Source organism: Micromonospora hortensis, from assembly GCF_022230935.1.
In the GTDB taxonomy this organism is placed as follows: domain Bacteria; phylum Actinomycetota; class Actinomycetes; order Mycobacteriales; family Micromonosporaceae; genus Micromonospora; species Micromonospora hortensis.
Window position 1 is genome coordinate 269,581 of the sequence record NZ_JAKKFE010000033.1, and the last position, 18,672, is coordinate 288,252.

Consider the following 18,672-nt stretch of genomic DNA (forward strand, 5'->3'; position numbering starts at 1 on the left):
CCGAGAAAGGACACGCATGAGACTGCGAAGAGGACTGATCCCGCTCGCCGCCACCCTCGTTCTGGCCGGCGCCTCCGGCACGGCGTACGGCAGCGCGAGCGACAGCCGGGGCGCCACCGACGGAATCCGCAGCATCACCCCGATCACCACCGTCTACACCTACGGCCAGAAGGTCTCGGCGGTGGCGATCGAGTACGGGGCCACTGTCAACCCGCGCACCCTCGACACCGCGACGTTCTCGGTGACGGACACCATCTACAACTTCCGCTTCAACCCCATCGAGGACCTGCCGAAGCTCGCCGACCGGACCGTCACCCACACGTACACCAACGGAACACCGGGCACCCGTGCCGACCACCGGTCGGCGCCGGGCCGGTACGTCATCGTCGAACTCGACCCCGCCGACACCGGCGGTTCGACGGTCATCGTCTCCAAGTGCCCGACGTTCCTCTGCACGGTGAAGGTCAACCCCGAGCTGCCGACCCGGGTCGTGCAACGCAAGGACGTGCACGGCCAGACCGGCCGCGGGGCCGGCAAGGGGCCGGTGCTCGCCCGGGCCACCCCGCGCGACTCCCGTCCCGTCACGGAGAAGCCGGTCAACCAACTGGTCGACGAGTTCACCTACGGCTCGTTCCTGAGTGGCGGAATGGTGCTGCCGTACCACTACCACCTGCCGAAGAACTACCAGCCGGGCCGCACGTACCCACTGATGGTCGTCCTGCCCGGTCACGGCATGGGCTGGGACGGTGACAACCTCGGCGTCCAACTCGCCGCCGACATCCCGGCGACCGCGTGGCTCCAACCGCGCTGGACCGGCACCGCCGAGGACGTCATCGTCCTGGCGCCCCAGCACCAGCGGGTCGGTGGGGTCGCCGAGGCGGACCTGCTGGTCAAGCTGCTCGACCAGTTCGCCGGCCAGTTCGCGGTGGACACCCGTCGGGTGTACGCGACCACCGTGTCGTACGGCTCGCAGCTGCTCTGGGAGGCGTTCGCCAAACGTCCCGACCTGTTCGCCGGCGGGCTGGTGACCGGTGGGTTCCCGGTCAACGCCACCCAGGCGACCGCCATCGCGGCGGCCGAGGTGCCGGTGTGGATCACTCACGGCGAGCACGACCACCTGCTCAACGTCTCGGGCGCGCGCAACTCCACGGCGGTGCTGCGGCAGGCGTACGCGGCCCGGGGCAAGACGCCGGAGCAGACCGCCGACCTGGTGCGCTACACCGAGTACGCCGACGCTGCCTTCTCGGTGCCGGACTACCACGCGGCGTTCGGACCGACCTACGAGGACGCCAGCATCCTGCGGTGGCTGCTCAACCAGTCCAAGCCCTGAGGCTGGGGCCGGGCGACGCCCTCACCGTGATCCGGTAGCGCGACTCCCTCGCGCCGACCGGTCACCGGCGGGCGTCGCCCGCGTCGGACTCGCCAGCAGTGGCCGCACCCCCGACGAGCACCGACTCCTGACCCTCCTGCCGGCCCTCCTGCCTGGCGCGGGCCAGCAGCCCGGCCAGCCGACGCCGCCGGTGCCGGGCCGCCGCCCGCAGCCCCAGGAGCAGGCCGGCGAGCAGACCCAACAGTGCGAGCTGCGCCCACGGCACGACCCAGGTGGTGACGGTCGCGGAGGCCGGTCGGAGGTCGGCCCCGGCCTGGCCGTCGCCGAGCAGCGTCGGCGACGTGCTGACTGTCGTGCGGAGGCGCCCCAGGGCCCAGACGCCGCCGGCCCGGGTCTCCACCGTCCGAGCGCCGCCGGGCAGCAACTCCTCGACCTCGCTGGTGGCGTCGTGGCTGTTCCGGCCCAGGAGGTCGGACATCGCCACCCGACTCGTTCCGCTGACCCAGACGTTGCCGTCGTTCTCGACTGTGTAGCGGACCCGCACCGTGCCGCCGGCGAAGGGGTTCCACGACGGGGAGTACGTCGCGCCGAGGCCCCGGACGGCCAAAGCCGCCCGCGCGGTGCCGTTCACCCGCAGCATCACCCGGAAGCCGACGCGGCTCTCGACGTTGACAGTGCCGCCGGTGCTGGTGACGGTCGCGGCGATGCCGGCCGGGTGGTCGCCCGGTGTGGCGTCCTCGGGCACCGTGATCGTGAACGGCACCACCCGTGTCTCGTTGGGGCCGACGGTGACCTTCTCCTGCACGTCGATCCAGGTGCCGCCGTCGACCGAGGGACGGTCGGACGACAGCATGTTGAAGCGGCCCTTGTCGGTGAGGTAGCCGTCGGCGGCCTTCAGGGAGAAGGCGACGGCGGTGCGGCTGAAGTTCCGTACCGCCAGGTGTTCGGTCACCGCCTGCCCCGGGTCGAGGCTGGCGTTGATCCATCGGCGTTGGTCCGGCCCGGTCGCGGTAGCCGGCTGGACCGTCCAGGTCAGGGCCTTCGGGTCCGGTTCCGCCGCCGCCGCGCTCGGCGCGGCCACAACCGCGAGGGACGCGGCGGCGAGGACGACGAGCGCGCGGCGCAGCGGGGTGACGGTCATGAAACGGCCTTTCGGCACGGGGCTGGGCGGGGGCCTGATCCGGGCCCCCGCCCAGGCCACTACTCGAACAGTGAGAGCGTGAGGGTGGAGCTGTACTCGCCGGCGGCGACCTCCGCGGGGGTCCGCAGGTACAGGTCGGCGTTCACCGAGTACGAGTCGCTGGCGACGGCCTCGGAGTCGAAGGCCGAGACCAACAGCTCCTGGTCGACGAGGCCGACATTGTTGCCCGGCTGGGTCGCCTCGTCCAGGCTGGTCACCACCTCCTCGCCCTCGGTGACCAGGCCGGTCTCCCCGCCGTCGAGCAGGCGCGGCTTCCAGCCGAAGTGGTCGGCGGTGATCGGTGCCTGGCCGGCGGCGCCCGCGAAGTCGGAGGAGCTGCCGAGCACCGCCCAGTTGGCGCCGTCGGGGACCTCGTCGGCGACGCGGGTGTCGGTGACCGTCACCGTCGGCAGTGTGCCGACGAACTGGCGAACCAGCAGGGTCGAGCCGTCCTCGGACAGCGCGACGGCGTCGCCGGCGATCGACAGGGCGAGCACGCCCGGTTCCCTGATCTCGTCGATGTCGACGGTGACCCGCACGCTGGCGTCGTCACCGGGCTCGGCCAGTGCGGGCGACGGCAGCACCGCCGCCCCGGTCAGCACGGCGCCGACGACGCCGGCCGCGAGTGTCTGCCGCCGTTTGTATGTGTTCATGTGATCTCCGTTCTCCGCCATCAGGGGTTATCCGCCGCAGGTGCCGGCGGGGTGTTGCACGGTGCGGACGGTCGTCACGTCCTGTCCGCCGATCGCCCCAGTCACCCGGACCGTCGCCGAACCCGCCGGCACCGACACGGCACGGGTGTTGAAGGACTGGTAGGCGTTCGCGCCCGACGCGACGGCAGTGAACGACCGCTCGCCGTACGGCGTCTCGAGGGTGATGCCCACCGGCGCGTCGTGGTCGTTGCGCGCCTGCACCGCCACGTACGCGTTGCCGCCCACGCACCGCGCAGACGCGGTGAGCGTGACGGGCAGGTCGAGGCTGGCCGCCGCGAAGGCCCAGTTGTCGATCTCGAAGAGGTCGACACCGGCCGGGCCGGTGTAGGTGAAGTAGACGTCGTGCACGCCACTGACGCCGTCAAGCTCGGCGGTCACCTCGGCCCACTGTCCGACCGGGCTGTCCACTGTGGCCGTGCCGACGACGGGACCGTTGACGTCGTCCAGCCGTACCTGGATCTGCCCGCCGGCGGCCAGCGCACGCACCCGCGCCGTCAGGCTCTGCGCGCCGTTGTCGCCGAAGTTCACCGAGGACAGCGCCGACCAGTCCCCATTGTCGATGTCGCGGACCACGAGGTTGGGTGCCGCGCCACCGAACTGGGCGGAGCCGCCGTCGACCTTCGTGGTCGCGACGCCCTTGCTCCAGCCGAAGGTCTCGGCCTCGAAGACGCGGTACGGGTCGAAGTGGCGGACCTGGTCCACGCCGGCGTAGGTGCCGACGACCTGCTGGATGGTGCCGTCCGGGTTGAAGGCCAGTTCCTGGATGTGCGGGCTGCGATATCCCTGGGTGGTGTTGCCGTTGATGCGCTTGTTCAGCGTCGGGGCGTGGTACGTGAAGTAGTACTTGCCCCCGAACTCGAAGACCGACTGGTGGTTGTTGCCACCGGTGCCGGCCCCGAAGAACTGCGACTGGTTCGGGAAGAGCACACCGGCGTAGGTCTCCTTCGGCCACGACATCGGCCCGTCGGAGATCATGTAGCCGATCTGGCCACCCCCGGGGTAACCGGGGAGCGGCTGCTGGCTGCCACCGAAGTCGTTCCCGCCGAAGTGCGAGGAGTACGAGAAGTAGTACTTGCCCTGGCGCTTGAAGACGTGGCCCGCCTCGAAGGCGACCGGGGCGTCGACCACAGCGGCCGTCCCCTCGGTCGAGACCATGTCATCGCCGAGTTCGATCGACCGGATGTTCTTCGGGTTGTTGAAGCGCTCGGCCGGCGGCATGCTCGTCGACGCGGGACCACCACCGAAGTAGAGGTACGGCTGGCCGTCGTCGTCGACGAACGGGGCCGGGTCGAACTTCCACGCGACGGCCTCGGCGCCGGGGGTACGGCCGTCGATCAGCGTGCTGGTGCGCTCGCTGGTCCACGGGCCGAGCGGCGACGCACCCGTGATCACGTTGCTGGAGCCACCGCCGTTGGCGTAGTAGAGGAAGAACTTCTCCACTCCGTTCACCACCTTCTTGGTGATGCCCGGAGCCCACGAGTTGGCGGTGAACGGGGCCACCCCGTTCGGGCCGGCGACCTGGATCTCACCGTGGTCCGTCCAGTTCACGAGGTCCTCCGAGGAGATCACCGTGATCTGGTTGATGTCGCCGTAGTTGATCCCCGGTGAGACGCCAGTGGTCGGGTTCGGCGCGTAGCCCTGGGTGTCGTTGGTCATGTACATGTAGACCCGGCCGTCGTGCACGAGGCCGAAACCGTCAGCCCCGAACTTGTGCCCGATCAACGGGTTGTGTTCCCCGGGCAGCTTGCCGACGACCTCGATGGTCTTCGACGCGGGCGCGGGCGGCGCGGCGCCGACCACTGACACGTCGTCGAGCTTGAAGTCCATCAGGTGCAGAGCCGGGTCGGTGGACGGCGCGCTCGTCCAGGGGGTCTCGAAGAACAGGCGCGCCGTCGACACGCTCTGCGTCGTCGGGATCGTGAACGTTCCGTTGAACTGTGCCCACTGGCCCTTCGTCGCCGTCACGCTGACGAGGTTGGTGTAGGTGCCACCGCCGTAGTGCATCGTGGCGAAGAACTGCTTCGTCGCCGGTCCGCTCTCGTTCTCGTACTTGATGCGGGCCGTCAGGGTGTAGGCCTGCCCGGCCTGCACCTTGCCGCTGAGGTCCTGCATCGGGCCGGACCCGGTGGTCGTCCGGCTGGTGACGAGCGCCGCGTTCGCGCCGGAGTGGGCGTCCAACGTGGCCGACAACTGGGCGCCGTCGGAGGCGTTTCCGTTGTTGACGAACCAGTTGGTCAGCCCGTCCTCGAACCCGCCGTTGACGACGAGGTTCGTGTCGGCGGCCTGGACCGGCGACGCCGGGGCGACGAACCCCGTGGCCAGCATCAGGCCGACCGTCGCGAGCGCTGCGACCCGTCCTCGGGTCGCCCGTCGCATTCGTTGTTCCACGAGACATCCTCCTTCATCTCTGACGTGCGGTCATCGGTGTACGGGGGATCGGTGGGTGCGCTTTCCGTGGGTGGTCCGGGCATCAGGGGTCGACTGCCGCCGCCGGTCCGAGAGTGGGCGGCGGCGCGGGGCAGGTCGGGTGTACCGCGCCGCCCGGCCGGTGGCCGGTGGTGCTGGTCGGTGGGCCGAGGGCTCGTGGTGGGGTTATCCGCCGCAGGCGTTGGCGGGGTGCCCGACGGCGTGGACGGTGGTCACGTCCCGGCCGGCGACCGCCCCGGTGGCCCGGACATTCGCCGAGCCGGCCGGCACCGACGACACGCGGGTGTTGAACGACTGGTAGACGTTCGAGCCCGGCGCCACGGCGGTGAACGACCGGTTTCCGTACGGGCTCTCGACGGTGATGTCGACCGGCTCGTCCGAGTCGTTGCGCGCCTGCACCGCCAGGTACGTCTTGCCGCTCAGGCAGCGCACCTGGGCGGTGGCCGTCACGGGCAGCGCCGCCAGCACTCCGAGTCGGGCCAGTTGGTAGCTGAGTGCCCGCTCCGGCGCGTCGATCTGGTTCTGGGTGCCGAACTGGCCGGCCCGTGCCGACGTCGCCGCCGCGAGCGCGGACTGCGTCGCGGCCCACGCGTCGGCCGGGTAGTGGCGCGGATCGAGAGTCTGCGCGTGGGCGATGGCCGCGTCGAGGGCTGTGGTGTCCAGTGGCCGGGCCTGCGCGGTCAACACGTCGCTGAGCAGGTAGTCGTCGAAGTCGACGTGGCCGCCGGTCTCCTGGGTCGCGTAGGTGAACAGGCCCACCCGGTGACCCATGAAGTGGGCGAGGCTACCGTCGAGCGCCTGCGGGCCCACGCGGTTGCCCAGCCGGGTCCACTGGACGCCGTCCAGGCTGTAGTAGAACGTCGTCCACAGCTGGCCGACCGGCGCGGAGAAGTCGAGGTCCGCCTTCACGTGCACCTCGGTCGCGTCGCCCAGCGACACCGTCGTGCCGGCGATGAAGTTCTCCAACGTCGACTGGTCGAGGTCGACAGCGAACGGCTGCGACCGGTTCACGACGCCGAGGGTGTTGACGTCACCGACGCGCTTGACCGCCACGTACGAGAATCCGCGGTTGTAGGCGGCCAGGCCCGCGACGTCGCCGTTCTTCATCCCGGAGACGTCCATTCGGGTCTGGACCGACTGCCGTGGCCCGAACGTCCGCTGCGAGAGCGTGTTGCGTGCCTCCTCGAACCACGCCAGCTCGGCCCGGTTGGACAGCTTCGTGTAGACGTACTGGCCGGTGACCACACTGCCGGCCGTCAACCGCAGCCAGCCGTCGCGGTCGGTGAGTGACCAGTACCGGTTGTCCGGGGCGTGGTTCCACTCCCAGGCCAGGTCCAGCCGTGAGCCGTTGGGGGCGATCTCCGCCGGGTCGAGCGGCGCGGGGACGGTCCACTGCTCGTCCTGGTACGCCTTGTGCGGCGCGTCGTTGGCGAAGTCGTCCGAGGCGACGATGCTCTTCTGCCGCTCGAACAACTCCTCGGCCGGGCTGAGCCGGATCGGCTTGTCGAACAGGCCGTTGACCGGTACGACCCCGTTGGTGCCGAAGGTCGGCCACCCGTTCTGCCAGGTGGCGGGGATGAGTGCCGGGATCCGGCCGATCGGGAACGTGTCCCGGAAGAACATGCCGTGCCAGTCCGTCCCGCCGCCCGCGCGGCTGATCGGCACCAGGCTGCCCTGCGCGAAGCCGTTGGAGTTGAGTACGCCGCGCGCCTCGTAGGTGTTGACCCCGCCGGCCGAGGTGTAGCGCCCGAGCAGGTCCTTCGACCGGAACATGACCACCTGGCGCCCCTGACCGGAAGGCCAGGTGATGATGACGGCGTAGTACCAGCCGTCGATGTGGTAGACCTGCGCGCCCTCGAACAGCCCACCGATGAACGGCTGACCGGCGTAGTTGTTGGCGGTGAAGATGTTCGGGTAGTCCTGCGCGATGGCCGTCAGGTCGGCGTTGAGGCGGACGGCGCTGGTGCCGCCGGAGCCGTAGAAGATGTACGGCGTGCCGTCGACGTCGAAGAAGAGCGACGGGTCGTGCAGGCCACGGCCGAGGGCGGTGCGCTGCCACGGGCCGTTCTCGATGTCGTCGGTGCGGTAGAGGTACGCCCCGCTGAGGTTGTTGGTGTTGAAGACGGCGTAGAACGTGCCGTCGTGGTAGCGCAGCGACGAGGCCCACTGGCCCTGGCCGTACGAGTTCTGGCCGTTGCGCAGTGAGAAGGAGTCGCCGATGCTCGCCCGGTCGAAGACGTAGTTGACGATCTCCCAGTTGACGAGGTCGTACGACTTCATGATCGGCGCACCCGGGCTCAGGTGCATTGTCGTGCTGATCATGTAGTAGACGTCGCGGCCCTCGTCGTTCTCGGCGGCTGGCACCCGCTCGACGCTGATGTCCGGCACGTCGGCGTTGAGCAGCGGCACCGAGTAGGTGCCGGCGCCGGTGTCGGTCGAGGTGTACGACGATCGGGGCGACCATCCGTCGGCGGCGTGCGCGGCGGCGGGGGTGGCCACCAGGCCCGCGCCGACGAGAACGGCCGCCGATGCGAGCGCACACAGTGAACGAAGGCGATTCGTGAGCACTGTGGACACCCGTCGGGCCAACGTGGTCGTGGCACGACGAGCGGCGGCGTTCAGGCTGTTCACAGCGGATGCGCGGGCGATGTTCAGGACACGCGAGCGGACCGACACGACCAAGGCGAGCTCCAAACGCGAGAGCGGCGTGAAGGCCATCGTGTTATCGCTAACAACCCCTGTCAAGACTATCGATGAAACGCGCCCGAAGTATCCCCGTAACACCGCCGGCATTCCACAGTGGACAGCCATACCGCAGCTCCGACCCCGGTGATCATGAAGTTATTGCCATGACACGCCGTCATTGACGGTAATAACTTCATGATCACCGGGGAGCGCGGCGGCTCGAGCGCCTCAGTCGTTCAGGCAGGCGCGGACGGCGGCCGTTAGGCGGTTGGCGCGCTCGTCGCCCAACCCGCGCATCTGGTTGACCACGTAGCCGAAGCCCACCTGATGCTCGGCGTCGGCGAAGGCCAGGTTCCCGCCCGCGCCGTCGTGGCCGAAGCTGCGCTCACCCAGCAGGGGCCGGGCCGGTGGCGAGTGCAGCAGGAAGCCGGTGCCCCAGCGCTGCCCGGTGTCCGGCGGCCCGTGCCGCTGCGGGCCACGCGAACGAACCACTACCGCGTCGTCCACCGACGCCGCCGTCAGCAGCGGTGCACACTGGATCTCCGACACACAGGCGGCGTAGAGGCGCGCGAGGCTCTCGGCGGTGCTCACCGCGCCCGCGCCGGGAACACCGGCGGCCCGAATGGCGTCGTCGTTGAAGCTGACCAGGCCGTCGGCGTCGGCGGGGAAGGCGAAAGCACCCCCCATGGTGATGCCCCGTTCGGCCACCGGGTCCACGAACGGGTCAGGGTCCGGGGGCGGTGCCAGGCCCCAGGCGACGGTGTCGCTCTCGGAGGCCGGGAGCCCCAGCCAGGTGTGCAGCCCGAGCGGGCCCGCGACGGTGTCGGCGAAGAACGCGCCGGGTAGTTGGCCGGTGATGCGGTGGATCACCTCACCGACCAGCCAGCCGTAGGTCATCGAGTGGTACCCGTGCGCCGTGCCCGGTTTCCACAGCGGGGCCTGCTCCTCGATCGCCGTGACGACCGGATCCCACGCCAACACCTCGTCGAGGGTCAGCGGTCGGTCCACCGCGGGCAGACCTGCCTGGTGTGTGAGCAGCCAACGCACCGGGATGTCCGCCTTGCCGTGCTGTCCGAACTCCGGCCAGTAGCGCGTCACGGGAGCGTCGAGGTCGAGCCGACCCTGTTGGACCAGCAGGTAGGCGCAGATCGCCAGGATCCCCTTGGTGCAGGAGAAGACGACGACCGGCGTGTGCGCGTCCCACTGCCGCCCGGTACGGGTGTCGGCCACCCCGCCGTACAGGTCGACGACCTTGCTGCCCCGCAGGTAGACGGTGACCGCGGCGCCGACCTCTCCCCGGGAGGTGAAGTTGTCGCGGAAGACGTCGGCGACGCGCCCGAAGCGATCGTCGACGTCGCCGTGGATCTGCGGCTGTGTGACCACTGCCTACCCCTTCACTGACCCTTGGATCAGGGCCTTGATGAACTGTCGCTGGAAGATCAGGAACACGATGAGGGTCGGAGTGAGGATCAGCAGCGACCCGGCGCACAGCAGCACCAGGTCGGTGCCCCACTGGCCCTGGAACGCTCCGAGCGCCCCGGCCATCGTGCGTTTGGTGGCGTCGTCCACGAGGACGATGGCGAGCAGGAACTGGTTCCACGTCCAGAGGAACATCAGGATCGTCAGCGAGGCGATCGCCGGGCGGGCGAGCGGCACCTGGACCCGCCAGAACAACTGCCACGTGCTGCTGCCGTCCACCCGGGCCGCCTCGGACAACTCGACCGGCACGTTGGTGAAGTGGGCCCGCATCCAGAACACCGCGAACGGCATGTACAGCCCGATCAGCGGCAGGATGATGGCCCAGCGGGTGTTGAGCAGGCCGAGGTCCTGCATCTGGTAGTAGAGCGGCGTGACCACTGCCTCGAACGGCAGGGTCAGACCCAGCAGGAAGAGACCGAAGACGAGTCGGCCACCGGGCACCCGCAGCTGACCGAGCCCGAAGCCGGCCATGGTCGCGATGAGCACCGACACCGGTACGACGCCGGCCACGATGAGCAGGCTGGAGCGGAGCAGGGCGCCCATGTTCGCGGCGGTGAAGGCGTCGGCGAAGTTTCCCCACTGCGGGTCGGACGGCCACTCGAGCCCGCTGGGCACCGTGCCCCGGGGCTGCAACGCCGCCGAGAGCATGCTCACGAACGGCAGCAGGGTGACGACGATCAGGGCGATCAGAAAGACCCGGCCGGTCAGTTGTTCGCGTCGGCTCAGGTTCACGGCTTCTCCCCTCGGCTCAGGCGCTGGATGGGCAGCACGCACGCCAGCACCAGCAGCATGAGGACGACAGCGAGCGCCGAGGCGAGCCCCACCTGCCGCTGCGAGAAGGCCAGCCGGTAGATCTCCAGGCCCGGCACTGTGGTCTGGAGGCCGGGGCCGCCGCTGGTGGAGATGTAGACGATGTCGAAGCTCGCCAGCGCGGCGATGATCGTCACGGTGAGGCAGACCCCAATTTCCTGGCGCAGGCTGGGCAGGGTCACGGCGAGGAACTCGCGGACCGGACCGGCACCGTCGAGGCGGGCGGCCTCGTACAGCGCCGGATCGATCTTGCTCATGCCGGTGACCAGCAGAATCGTGCAGAGGCCGAGCAGGACCCAGGCCCCGATGACGCCGACGGCGGGCAGCGCCGTGTCGAAGTCGCCGAGCCAGGCGCGGGCGACGCCACCTAGCCCGACCGCGCGCAGCGCCTGGTTGACCAGACCGTTCGACGAGAGCAGCCAGCTCCACGCGATGCCCGCCGCCACCAGGGGGATGACCTGCGGCAGGAACAGGATGGTCCGGACGACGGTGCCGAACGCGCCGGTCGTGATCCGGCGGACCATGCTCGCCACCAACAGTCCCAGCGCGACGGGGATGAAGCTGAAGAAGACGATCAGCACCATCGCGTTGCCGATGATTTTCAGCAGGTCGCTGTCGGTGAAGACGGTGAGGTAGTTGTCCAGGCCCACCCAGCGGGCCGCCCCGATGCCGTTCCAGTCGTAGAGCGAGTACTGGAGGGTCAGGACGAGCGGGCGCAGGACGAACACCGCGTACATCACCAGGGCGGGCAGGACGTACAACCAGCCGGTCCCGGCCGCGCGGGCCCACCGGAATCGGTGGGCCCGCGTCGGGGTGGGGCGGGCGCGACGATCGTCGCGCCCGGTTGGTGCGCTGCCGAGGGCAGACGTCATCGGGACAGTTCCTTCTGATACTCGGCCTGGACCGCCTTCACGTACCCCTCGGGCGTCTGCTGACCGGCGATCAGCTTCTGCATCTCCGGCGTGATCGCGGCGGCGAAGATGCCGCCGGTCGCGTTCGCGGTGAAGTCCACAGCGCCGTTCTCCGCACCGAGCTGCTGCGACGCCTTCAGGGTCTCGGCCAGCACCGTGTTCGGGGTGGCGCTCGGCACCGGCAGGTCACTCGGGCCGCCGGGGCTGGAGCCGCCGACTGTCACCGAGATCTCGCGGGCCTTGGCGTTGGTGTGCACCCAGTTCAGGAAGTACGCGGCGGCGTCCGGGTTCTTGGCCTTGGCGGAGACGCCGAAGGTGTTGGGGGCGGACATCGCCACGTGCTTTCCACCGGCGGACTCGGTGGGGAAGAGGAAGAAGCCCACGTTGCCGGGCATCGACTTGTCGAGGTTGGCCGACTCCCAGTCGCCGTTGAACATGAACAGGCCGTTGCCCTTCTGGAACTCCCCCACCATGCCCGCGTAGTCGAGGGCGTTGGCGTCCTTGGTGAAGTAGCCGGCCTGGGCCCACTTCTGGATGGTCTGGGTGGCCTTCAGGGCGGCCGGGGTGTCGAACGTGGCCCCCGGCTTCTGGAAGATCCAGTCGGCGACCTGGGTCGGGTCGCCGAACTGGTTCTGCAGCGCCTGGTGCGGGAAGTTGATGCCAGCGGTGTTCTTGTTGAACTGCATGATCGGCTGGACCCCGCCGGTCTTCGCCTTGGCCAGCAGCTCCTCGAACTCGGCGACCGTCGCCGGCGGCTGGGTCATGCCGATCTGGCTGGCCAGCTTCTTGTTGTAGAAGACGCCGGTGACGCTGTAGCCGAGCCCCATCCCGTACAGCGATCCGGTGCCCCGGGTGTTCTCGCCGACGCGCAGCTGCATGAGCTGCGAGGCGGGGAACTTGTCCCAGCCGTACGCGGTGAAGTACGGGTCGAGGTTCTTGAGCAGGTCGTCCTTGACCAGGTCGACCATGGTCGGGAGCCGGATGATGTCCGGCGAGTTGTCCGAGGCCATCACCCGCGGCGCGTTCTCCACGATCACAGTGAACTGGTCCTCGCGGATGTTGAACGTGACGTTCGAGTGCTGCTTGGAGAACTCGTCGGCCAACGCCTTGGCCAGCGGAAAGCCGGTCTCCGCGTACATGTCGAGGGTGATCGGGTCGGCGCCCAGCTCCGTCTTCACGGCGGCATCGGACTTCTGGGTCGACGACCGGTCCTCGCCCGGCGCGCTGCAGGCCGTCGCGGTCATCCCGACCGCCAGCAGCGACGCGAGGAGCACTGTTCTCCGTCGCGGAAATTTTGTCAGCAATTCTGCCATTTCATGACTCCTTGACATCTCCACGCGTCCCGCGACCCACGGCCGCGCGACGGCTCCACCGGGACCACCGCGACCGGGTGGCCGCCACGACACGTACGCCGTGACCTGTCGCCCGGGCGCAGCACCCGTACCGTCAGCAGATAAAGAACCCGGCACGGCCACCGAAGGCGCCTCTGGAAGCACCAGAAGTGGTCGCTAAACTGATTTAGCAGAGCATGCGCGCGGCGCGGGGAGCTGTCAAGGACAACTTGGCAACGGCGCGGAAACGTCGGGTTCACACCACGCCGACGCGACCGGTCCTCGATCCCGGGCGGCGACGCATCATGATGGGCGGGAGCGGCGCCTGTGGCACCGCGCCTGATTCGGAGGACTGATGGGCCGCAACAGAGCAACACTCGCCGACGTCGCGCGGAAAGCCGGGCTGTCCAAGACCGCCGCGTCGATGGTGCTCAACGGCAGGGAGGGCACCCGACTCTCGGCCGAGGCGCACCAGCGGGTGTTCGCCGCCGCCGAGGAGCTCGGCTACCGACCCAACCTCGCCGCGCGCAGCCTGCGCACCCGCAAGACGGCCACCATCGCGTTCGTCTCCGACATCGTGGCCACCACCCGGTTCGCCGGCGACCTCATCCGCGGCGCCCTCGACGCGGCCCGTGAACGGGACCACGTCCTGCTCATCACCGAGACGCAGGGCGACGCCACCTTCGAGCAGTACGCCATCGAGGCCGTCCTGGATCGGCAGGTCGACGGGGTGATCTACGCGGCGATGGCGACCCGACGGCTGATGGTGCCCGCGGCCATCCTCGGCGGCCCGGTGGTGCTGCTCAACGCCACCAGCCCCGACGGCCTGCCCAGCGTGGTCCCCGACGACGAGGGCGCCGGGCGCTCCGTCGCCACGGCCCTGCTGGAGCTTGGCCACCGCGACGCGATCGCGCTCATCGGCCGCAACCGACTCAAGGAGGACGACCCGGAGGTCTCGCTCGCCGCCCGCGCCCGCCTGCACGGCATCCGGCAGACGCTGGACGAGGCGAAGGTCGGCCTCCTGGCCGAGTGTTTCTGCACCGAGTGGTTGCCCGAGCACGGGTACGCCGCCATGCGCAGCCTGCTGAGCAAGCCGAAGCGACCCAGCGCGATCATCTGCATGAACGACCGGCTGGCCTTCGGCGCCTACCAGGCACTGGGCGAGGCGGGGCTGACCGTCCCGGAGGACATCTCGGTCATCTCGTTCGACGACGACCCGATCGCCGCCTGGTTGCGTCCGAGCCTGGCCACCACGGCGCTGCCACACGAGCAGATGGGGCGGCGAGCGGTCGAACTGCTCCTGGACGGGGGCGCCACCGAACCCTCGCTCGTTCCGATGCCCCTGCGCCGACGCCGGTCCCTCGCGCCTCCGGCCGGCTGACCACAGGCCCTCCGATCCGTGCCGCCGGGTTGGCACTGGCCGGCGCTAAAACGGTTTAGTGCTAGGTTTCCGACCATGCTTCGTCTACCCGACCACTGGGTGTGGGACAGCTGGTACGCGCGGGACGACAACGGCCTCTGGCACGTGTTCTTCCTGCGCGCGTCCCGCGCCCTGCACGACCCGCACCGCCGCCACCGCCGGGCCACCATCGGCCACGCCGTCTCGGCGGACCTGCGCTCGTGGCGCCTGGTCGCCGACGCCGTGGTGCCCGCCGACGCGCCCAGCTGGGACGACCTGGCGACCTGGACGGGCTGCACCGTCCGCGGGCATGACGGACGGTGGTACCTGTTCTACACCGGCGTCGGTCGTGCGGAGGACGGGCTCGTCCAACGCATCGGACTGGCCGTCTCCGACGACCTCATGACCTGGCACCGGCACGGCACCGAACCGATCGTCGAGGCGGACCCCGCCTGGTACGAGCTGCTGGACAAGGAGCTGTGGTACGAGCAGGCGTGGCGTGACCCGTGGGTGTTTCCCGACCCCGACGGCGAGGGTTGGCACATGCTCATCACCGCCCGCGCCAACACCGGTCCGGCGGACACCCGTGGCGTCGTCGGCCACGCCACCTCCACCGACCTCGTCACCTGGACCGTCGCGCCGCCGTTGTCGACTCCGGCCGGCTTCGGTCACCTGGAGGTGCCCCAGGTCGCGGTCGTCGACGGGCAGCCGCTGCTGCTCTTCTCCGCCGAGGCCACCGGCAGCGCTCGGCGCGACGACCACCGGATCTGGGTGGTGACCGGCGAGACCACCCTCGGGCCGTGGGACATCGCCTCCGCCCAGCCGTTCGCCCACCCGCACCTGTACGCGCCCCGGCTGGTCCCCGGCCCCGCCCACGACTGGTCCCTCATCGGCTTCCTCGACCACGTCGACGAGACGTTCGTCGGGGAACTCACCGATCCCGTCCCGGTCCGCTACCAGGCCGCGACCGGGCTGACAGTGGACCCGGCGAGGGCGAACGTGGCGCGGTAGAGCGAACAGGTCCGGGCCGAGGCGTCTCGCCCCGGCCCGGACCTGTCGATGTCCAGCTGATGGATCAGCTACGCAGCTGCCACTGCTGGTTCGTACCGCCGGAGCAGGACCAGAGGATCAGCTTCGTGCCGTTCGCCGTAGCGGCGCCGTTGGCGTCCAGGCAGAGACCCGACTGCACTCCCGTGATCGTGCCGTTGGCGTTGACGTTCCACTGCTGGTTGGCGCCGCCGTTGCAGTCCCAGATCACCACAGTGGTGCCGTTGCTGGTGCCCTGGCCAGAGGCGTCCAGGCACTTGGTGCCGTACACCATGAGCTGCCGGCTGGCGGTGTGGGTCCACCGCTGGTTGGTGGCCGCACTGATGCAGTCCCAGATCTGAGCCTGCGTGCCGTTGGTGGTGCTGGAATTGCCGATCTCGGCGCACCGGCCCGACTGGGCACCCACGATCTGCACGTTCGTCGGGTTGGTGCCGCCACCGCTCTGCACGCCAGCCGAGTTGATGACGGTCTGCGCGCCCGACGGCCAACTGCCGTTGCTGACCGTGACGTTGCCGTTGACCACGTTGCCGCGGTCGCCGTTGGTCACGTTCGTGGAGTTGTTCGTCGACCAGTTGTTGGTGACGGTGAAGTTGCCCATGTTCTCCGCGTACCAGTAGTTGGCGGTGGCCCAGGTACCGGTGGAGGAGAACACGTTGTTACGGGCGGTGTAGTAGCGGGAGCCCTCGTCGAAGTAGAGCCCGAACCAGCCGTTGGTCCGCAGGCAGTAGTTCTGGTTGATGGTCCCGCCCGGGTTCGCCGACAGCGTGTAGATGCACCCGCCGTCGGTCATCTGCTGCATCACGTCGTGCACGTAGTTGCCGATGACCTGGTTGTTGGCCGCGGTGGTCGCCGTGGTGTAGCGCGGCTGGTAGTTGTACAGACCCCGGTTCGCGTAGTGCTGGCTGCCGCCGGCGTCGTTGGCGCCCCAGCCGTAGCCGACCGACAGGCCGGTGTACGGCATGTTGTAGACCTCGTTGTACGAGACCGTCGCCGTGTTCACGTAGGTGGTCAGGATCGAGACCACGCCCCGGTACTCCAGGCCGAGATCGTGCACCCGGTTGTTGCTGATGGTGATGTTGCGGTTGACCATCCGCTGGTCAGCGGGGTGGTGGGCGTCGGCGCGTACGCCACCGACCACGACGCCACCGGCGGAGTTGCGGGCGATCTCGGAACGGGTGACGGTGATGTTGCTGGCGCCCAGGCCGACACCGCTGGCGTGGGCGTTGGCGTCGTTGCCGATGCCGATCGCGGTCTGCCCGAGGTTGACGAACTGGGAGTCGCTGAACGTGATGGTGTTGGCCGCGGAGACCTGCACGGCGGCGGGCATCTGGTTCCAGTTCGGCCGGGTGGCCTCGAACTGGGGGCAGCCGGCCTGGCAGGAGGTCAGCGCGTCGGACGGCCGGGACCAGGTGCCGGTGATGTGGGCGCCGGTCTGCTGGTCGGCGAAGCCGTTGCTGCTGCTCGGGCCGAGCCAGCTGGTGCCGGTGAAGGTGATGCCGCTGAACGAGATGTGGTGCGCAGGCGTGTCGAGAGTGCCACCCACGTTGACCAGGGACTGCAACTGCGGCAACTCGACGCTGACCGAGCTCATGTTCTGCCCGGCGAGGGGGATGTAGTTGAGCTGACCGTTGCTGGGGTTGAGGTACCACTCCCCCGCCGAGTCCAGGAACTCGTACGCGTTGGTCAGGTAGAAGGGGCCGGCCCGGTGCGGGCTGGAGAGGGTGTCGAACCCGAAGGTGTTGTTGTTCCAGGCGGGCTGCTGCATCGTCAGGAAGTTGCCGCTGATGCTCTGCACCGGCGAGTACCGGTCGGTGAACGAGCCGACGCTCTCCACCTCGACCCGGTTCTGGTTGCCGAGGTTGTTGAGGTAGTTGAGCGCGCTGTTGGTGAACCGCATGCCCGACGTGGTGAAGGTGAAGTTGGAGCGGGTCATAGCGGTGCGCGCCCGCGTGGCGACGGCCCCGTTGACGTAGAGCTGTCGGGAGTCGAGCCCGGCGCCGACGTTGGCCCGCCAGATGTTCTTCGCGGAGTCGACGAGCGACCAGCCGGTGACGGCCCGGGCGCCGGTGATCGTCGGACGCGCCCCGGTGGCGGCCCGCCAGATCACCTGATAGCCGTTGTTGCCCGAGTCGGCCGCGGTGAACCGCATCGGCGACGAGAGCCGGTAGGTGCCGTTCGCCAACTCCACCACGATGTCACCGGACATCGTGCTGTTGATCGCTCGCACCGCGGTCTGGGCGGCGCTCAGCGAACACGGTTGGCTGGCGGAACAGGTGGTGCCGGTGCCGGAGGGTGACGCGTAGAGGGTGGTGGTGGCCGCGAGGGCCGGGGACGCCGAGGCGGTTACCGCGACCACTGCGGTCACCGCTGTCGCGGCGGCGCCGGCCAGCAGTCGGCGCAGCGCCGGAAGGGACGAGGACACGGGACGGTGCTCCTGACGTGAGAACGGGGTGGGGGTGGCGGAACGGCCTCGACCAGCGCGGGGGTGGCGGGTCGGGGCGGTCATCCGAGGATCTCCCGGAGATAGCGCAGGCCGTCCGTGGCGAGACGGTCCTGCGAGGGGGCCAACGGACGCCAGATCGCCGCAGCGGTGGCGATCGCATCGTTCTCCGCGGTGAACGACTCGATGCAGATCGCGCCCTGATAGCCGGTGTCCCGCAGGACGGCGAAGAAGCGGGGCCAGTCGAAGTGGTCAGCACCAGGAGCGCCCCGGTTGGTGCCGCTGACCTGGACGTGCTTGATGTGTCGGCCGGCGACCGCGAGGGCCGCGTAGGGGTCGGCCTCCTCGATGTTCATGTGATAGGTATCGATCATGATGCCGACGTTCGACGGAAGCCCGTCGATCAACTCGATCGTCTGCTCGATCGTGTTGACGACGCTCGTCTCGTAGCGGTTCAACGCCTCGACACCGATGCTCACACCCACCTCGCCGGCCTGGTCGGCAACCGGCGCCAGGGCCCGCCGGAAGTCTGCGTAGCAGGCCGCCCGAGCCGCCGGCGACATCCGCCAGGTGCGGCCGACCGAGGCGTACGCGGGACCGCCGACGCATCCAGCGCCGACGGCCGCCGCGCTTGCCACGCAACCCATGAGGTACGCCACCGTCGACTCGACGACCGCTGGTGGGGCGTCGACCAGTTCCCGCCCCGGCGAGGTGACCGCGCAGACGCCGGCGGCGACGAGGCCGTGCGCCGCCAACAGGTCCCGGGTACGGATCGGGTCCCAGTCGCCGGGCTGCTCGATCGGCAACTCGACAGCGTCGAAACCGAACGCGGCGATCCGCGGGATCAGCTCGGCCAGGGCCTTGTCGTCGACCGGCGAGGCCCAGACCCAGGGGTTGACGCCGATGGCGTACATCGGACC

Annotated in this window: 13 protein-coding genes; 3 read left to right on the plus strand and 10 right to left on the minus strand. The window is 69.5% G+C overall.

Features of this window, described 5'->3' with window-relative positions; translation table 11 throughout:
• Positions 1-16: 16 nt before the first annotated feature.
• Positions 17-1,330: a hypothetical protein gene (locus NIE111_RS23390; protein WP_238686424.1), complete on the plus strand. Its 1,314-nt coding sequence runs from the start codon at positions 17-19 to the stop codon at positions 1,328-1,330.
• Between the two features lie 61 nt (positions 1,331-1,391).
• On the opposite strand, the gene NIE111_RS23395 is transcribed toward NIE111_RS23390, so the two are convergent.
• The 8 genes from NIE111_RS23395 to NIE111_RS23430 all read right to left on the minus strand — a co-directional run bounded on the left by NIE111_RS23395 (position 1,392) and on the right by NIE111_RS23430 (position 12,809).
• A complete protein-coding gene (locus NIE111_RS23395) occupies positions 1,392-2,471 on the minus strand; it encodes a WxL protein peptidoglycan domain-containing protein (protein WP_238686425.1) in 1,080 nt (359 codons plus the stop codon).
• A 59-nt stretch (positions 2,472-2,530) separates the two neighbouring features.
• Complete coding sequence (locus NIE111_RS23400) at positions 2,531-3,163, minus strand: hypothetical protein (protein ID WP_238686427.1); 633 nt, start codon at positions 3,161-3,163, stop codon at positions 2,531-2,533.
• 27 nt (positions 3,164-3,190) lie between these two features.
• Positions 3,191-5,611, minus strand: a complete 2,421-nt coding sequence (locus NIE111_RS23405; protein ID WP_238686429.1) for a family 43 glycosylhydrolase — start codon at positions 5,609-5,611, stop codon at positions 3,191-3,193.
• A gap of 204 nt (positions 5,612-5,815) precedes the next feature.
• The gene (locus NIE111_RS23410; protein WP_238686430.1) at positions 5,816-8,281 is read right to left on the minus strand and encodes a glycoside hydrolase family 43 protein; all 2,466 of its coding nucleotides are present in this window, start codon (positions 8,279-8,281) and stop codon (positions 5,816-5,818) included.
• Between the two features lie 282 nt (positions 8,282-8,563).
• On the minus strand, positions 8,564-9,718 hold the full coding sequence (locus tag NIE111_RS23415; RefSeq protein ID WP_238686432.1) for a serine hydrolase domain-containing protein: 1,155 nt from the start codon (positions 9,716-9,718) through the stop codon (positions 8,564-8,566).
• A gap of 3 nt (positions 9,719-9,721) precedes the next feature.
• Positions 9,722-10,546 (minus strand): carbohydrate ABC transporter permease, encoded by an 825-nt coding sequence (locus NIE111_RS23420; RefSeq protein ID WP_124860646.1) that lies wholly within the window; start codon positions 10,544-10,546, stop codon positions 9,722-9,724.
• Positions 10,543-11,496, minus strand: a complete 954-nt coding sequence (locus NIE111_RS23425) for a carbohydrate ABC transporter permease (protein WP_238686434.1) — start codon at positions 11,494-11,496, stop codon at positions 10,543-10,545. Before NIE111_RS23425 ends, NIE111_RS23420 begins: the two co-directional genes overlap by 4 nt.
• The gene (locus tag NIE111_RS23430; protein WP_238686436.1) at positions 11,493-12,809 is read right to left on the minus strand and encodes an ABC transporter substrate-binding protein; all 1,317 of its coding nucleotides are present in this window, start codon (positions 12,807-12,809) and stop codon (positions 11,493-11,495) included. Before NIE111_RS23430 ends, NIE111_RS23425 begins: the two co-directional genes overlap by 4 nt.
• Positions 12,810-13,221: 412 nt before the next feature.
• Between NIE111_RS23430 and NIE111_RS23435 the strand changes: the two genes are divergently transcribed.
• Complete coding sequence (locus NIE111_RS23435; RefSeq protein WP_238686438.1) at positions 13,222-14,247, plus strand: LacI family DNA-binding transcriptional regulator; 1,026 nt, start codon at positions 13,222-13,224, stop codon at positions 14,245-14,247.
• An 18-nt stretch (positions 14,248-14,265) separates the two neighbouring features.
• Positions 14,266-15,276 (plus strand): family 43 glycosylhydrolase, encoded by a 1,011-nt coding sequence (locus NIE111_RS23440; RefSeq protein WP_308193737.1) that lies wholly within the window; start codon positions 14,266-14,268, stop codon positions 15,274-15,276.
• Positions 15,277-15,340: 64 nt separating this feature from the next.
• Here the strand turns inward: NIE111_RS23440 and NIE111_RS23445 are convergent, their stop codons facing one another.
• Complete coding sequence (locus NIE111_RS23445) at positions 15,341-17,734, minus strand: RICIN domain-containing protein (protein WP_238686443.1); 2,394 nt, start codon at positions 17,732-17,734, stop codon at positions 15,341-15,343.
• Between the two features lie 80 nt (positions 17,735-17,814).
• The gene (locus NIE111_RS23450; protein WP_238686444.1) at positions 17,815-18,666 is read right to left on the minus strand and encodes a sugar phosphate isomerase/epimerase family protein; all 852 of its coding nucleotides are present in this window, start codon (positions 18,664-18,666) and stop codon (positions 17,815-17,817) included.
• Positions 18,667-18,672: the final 6 nt, after the last annotated feature.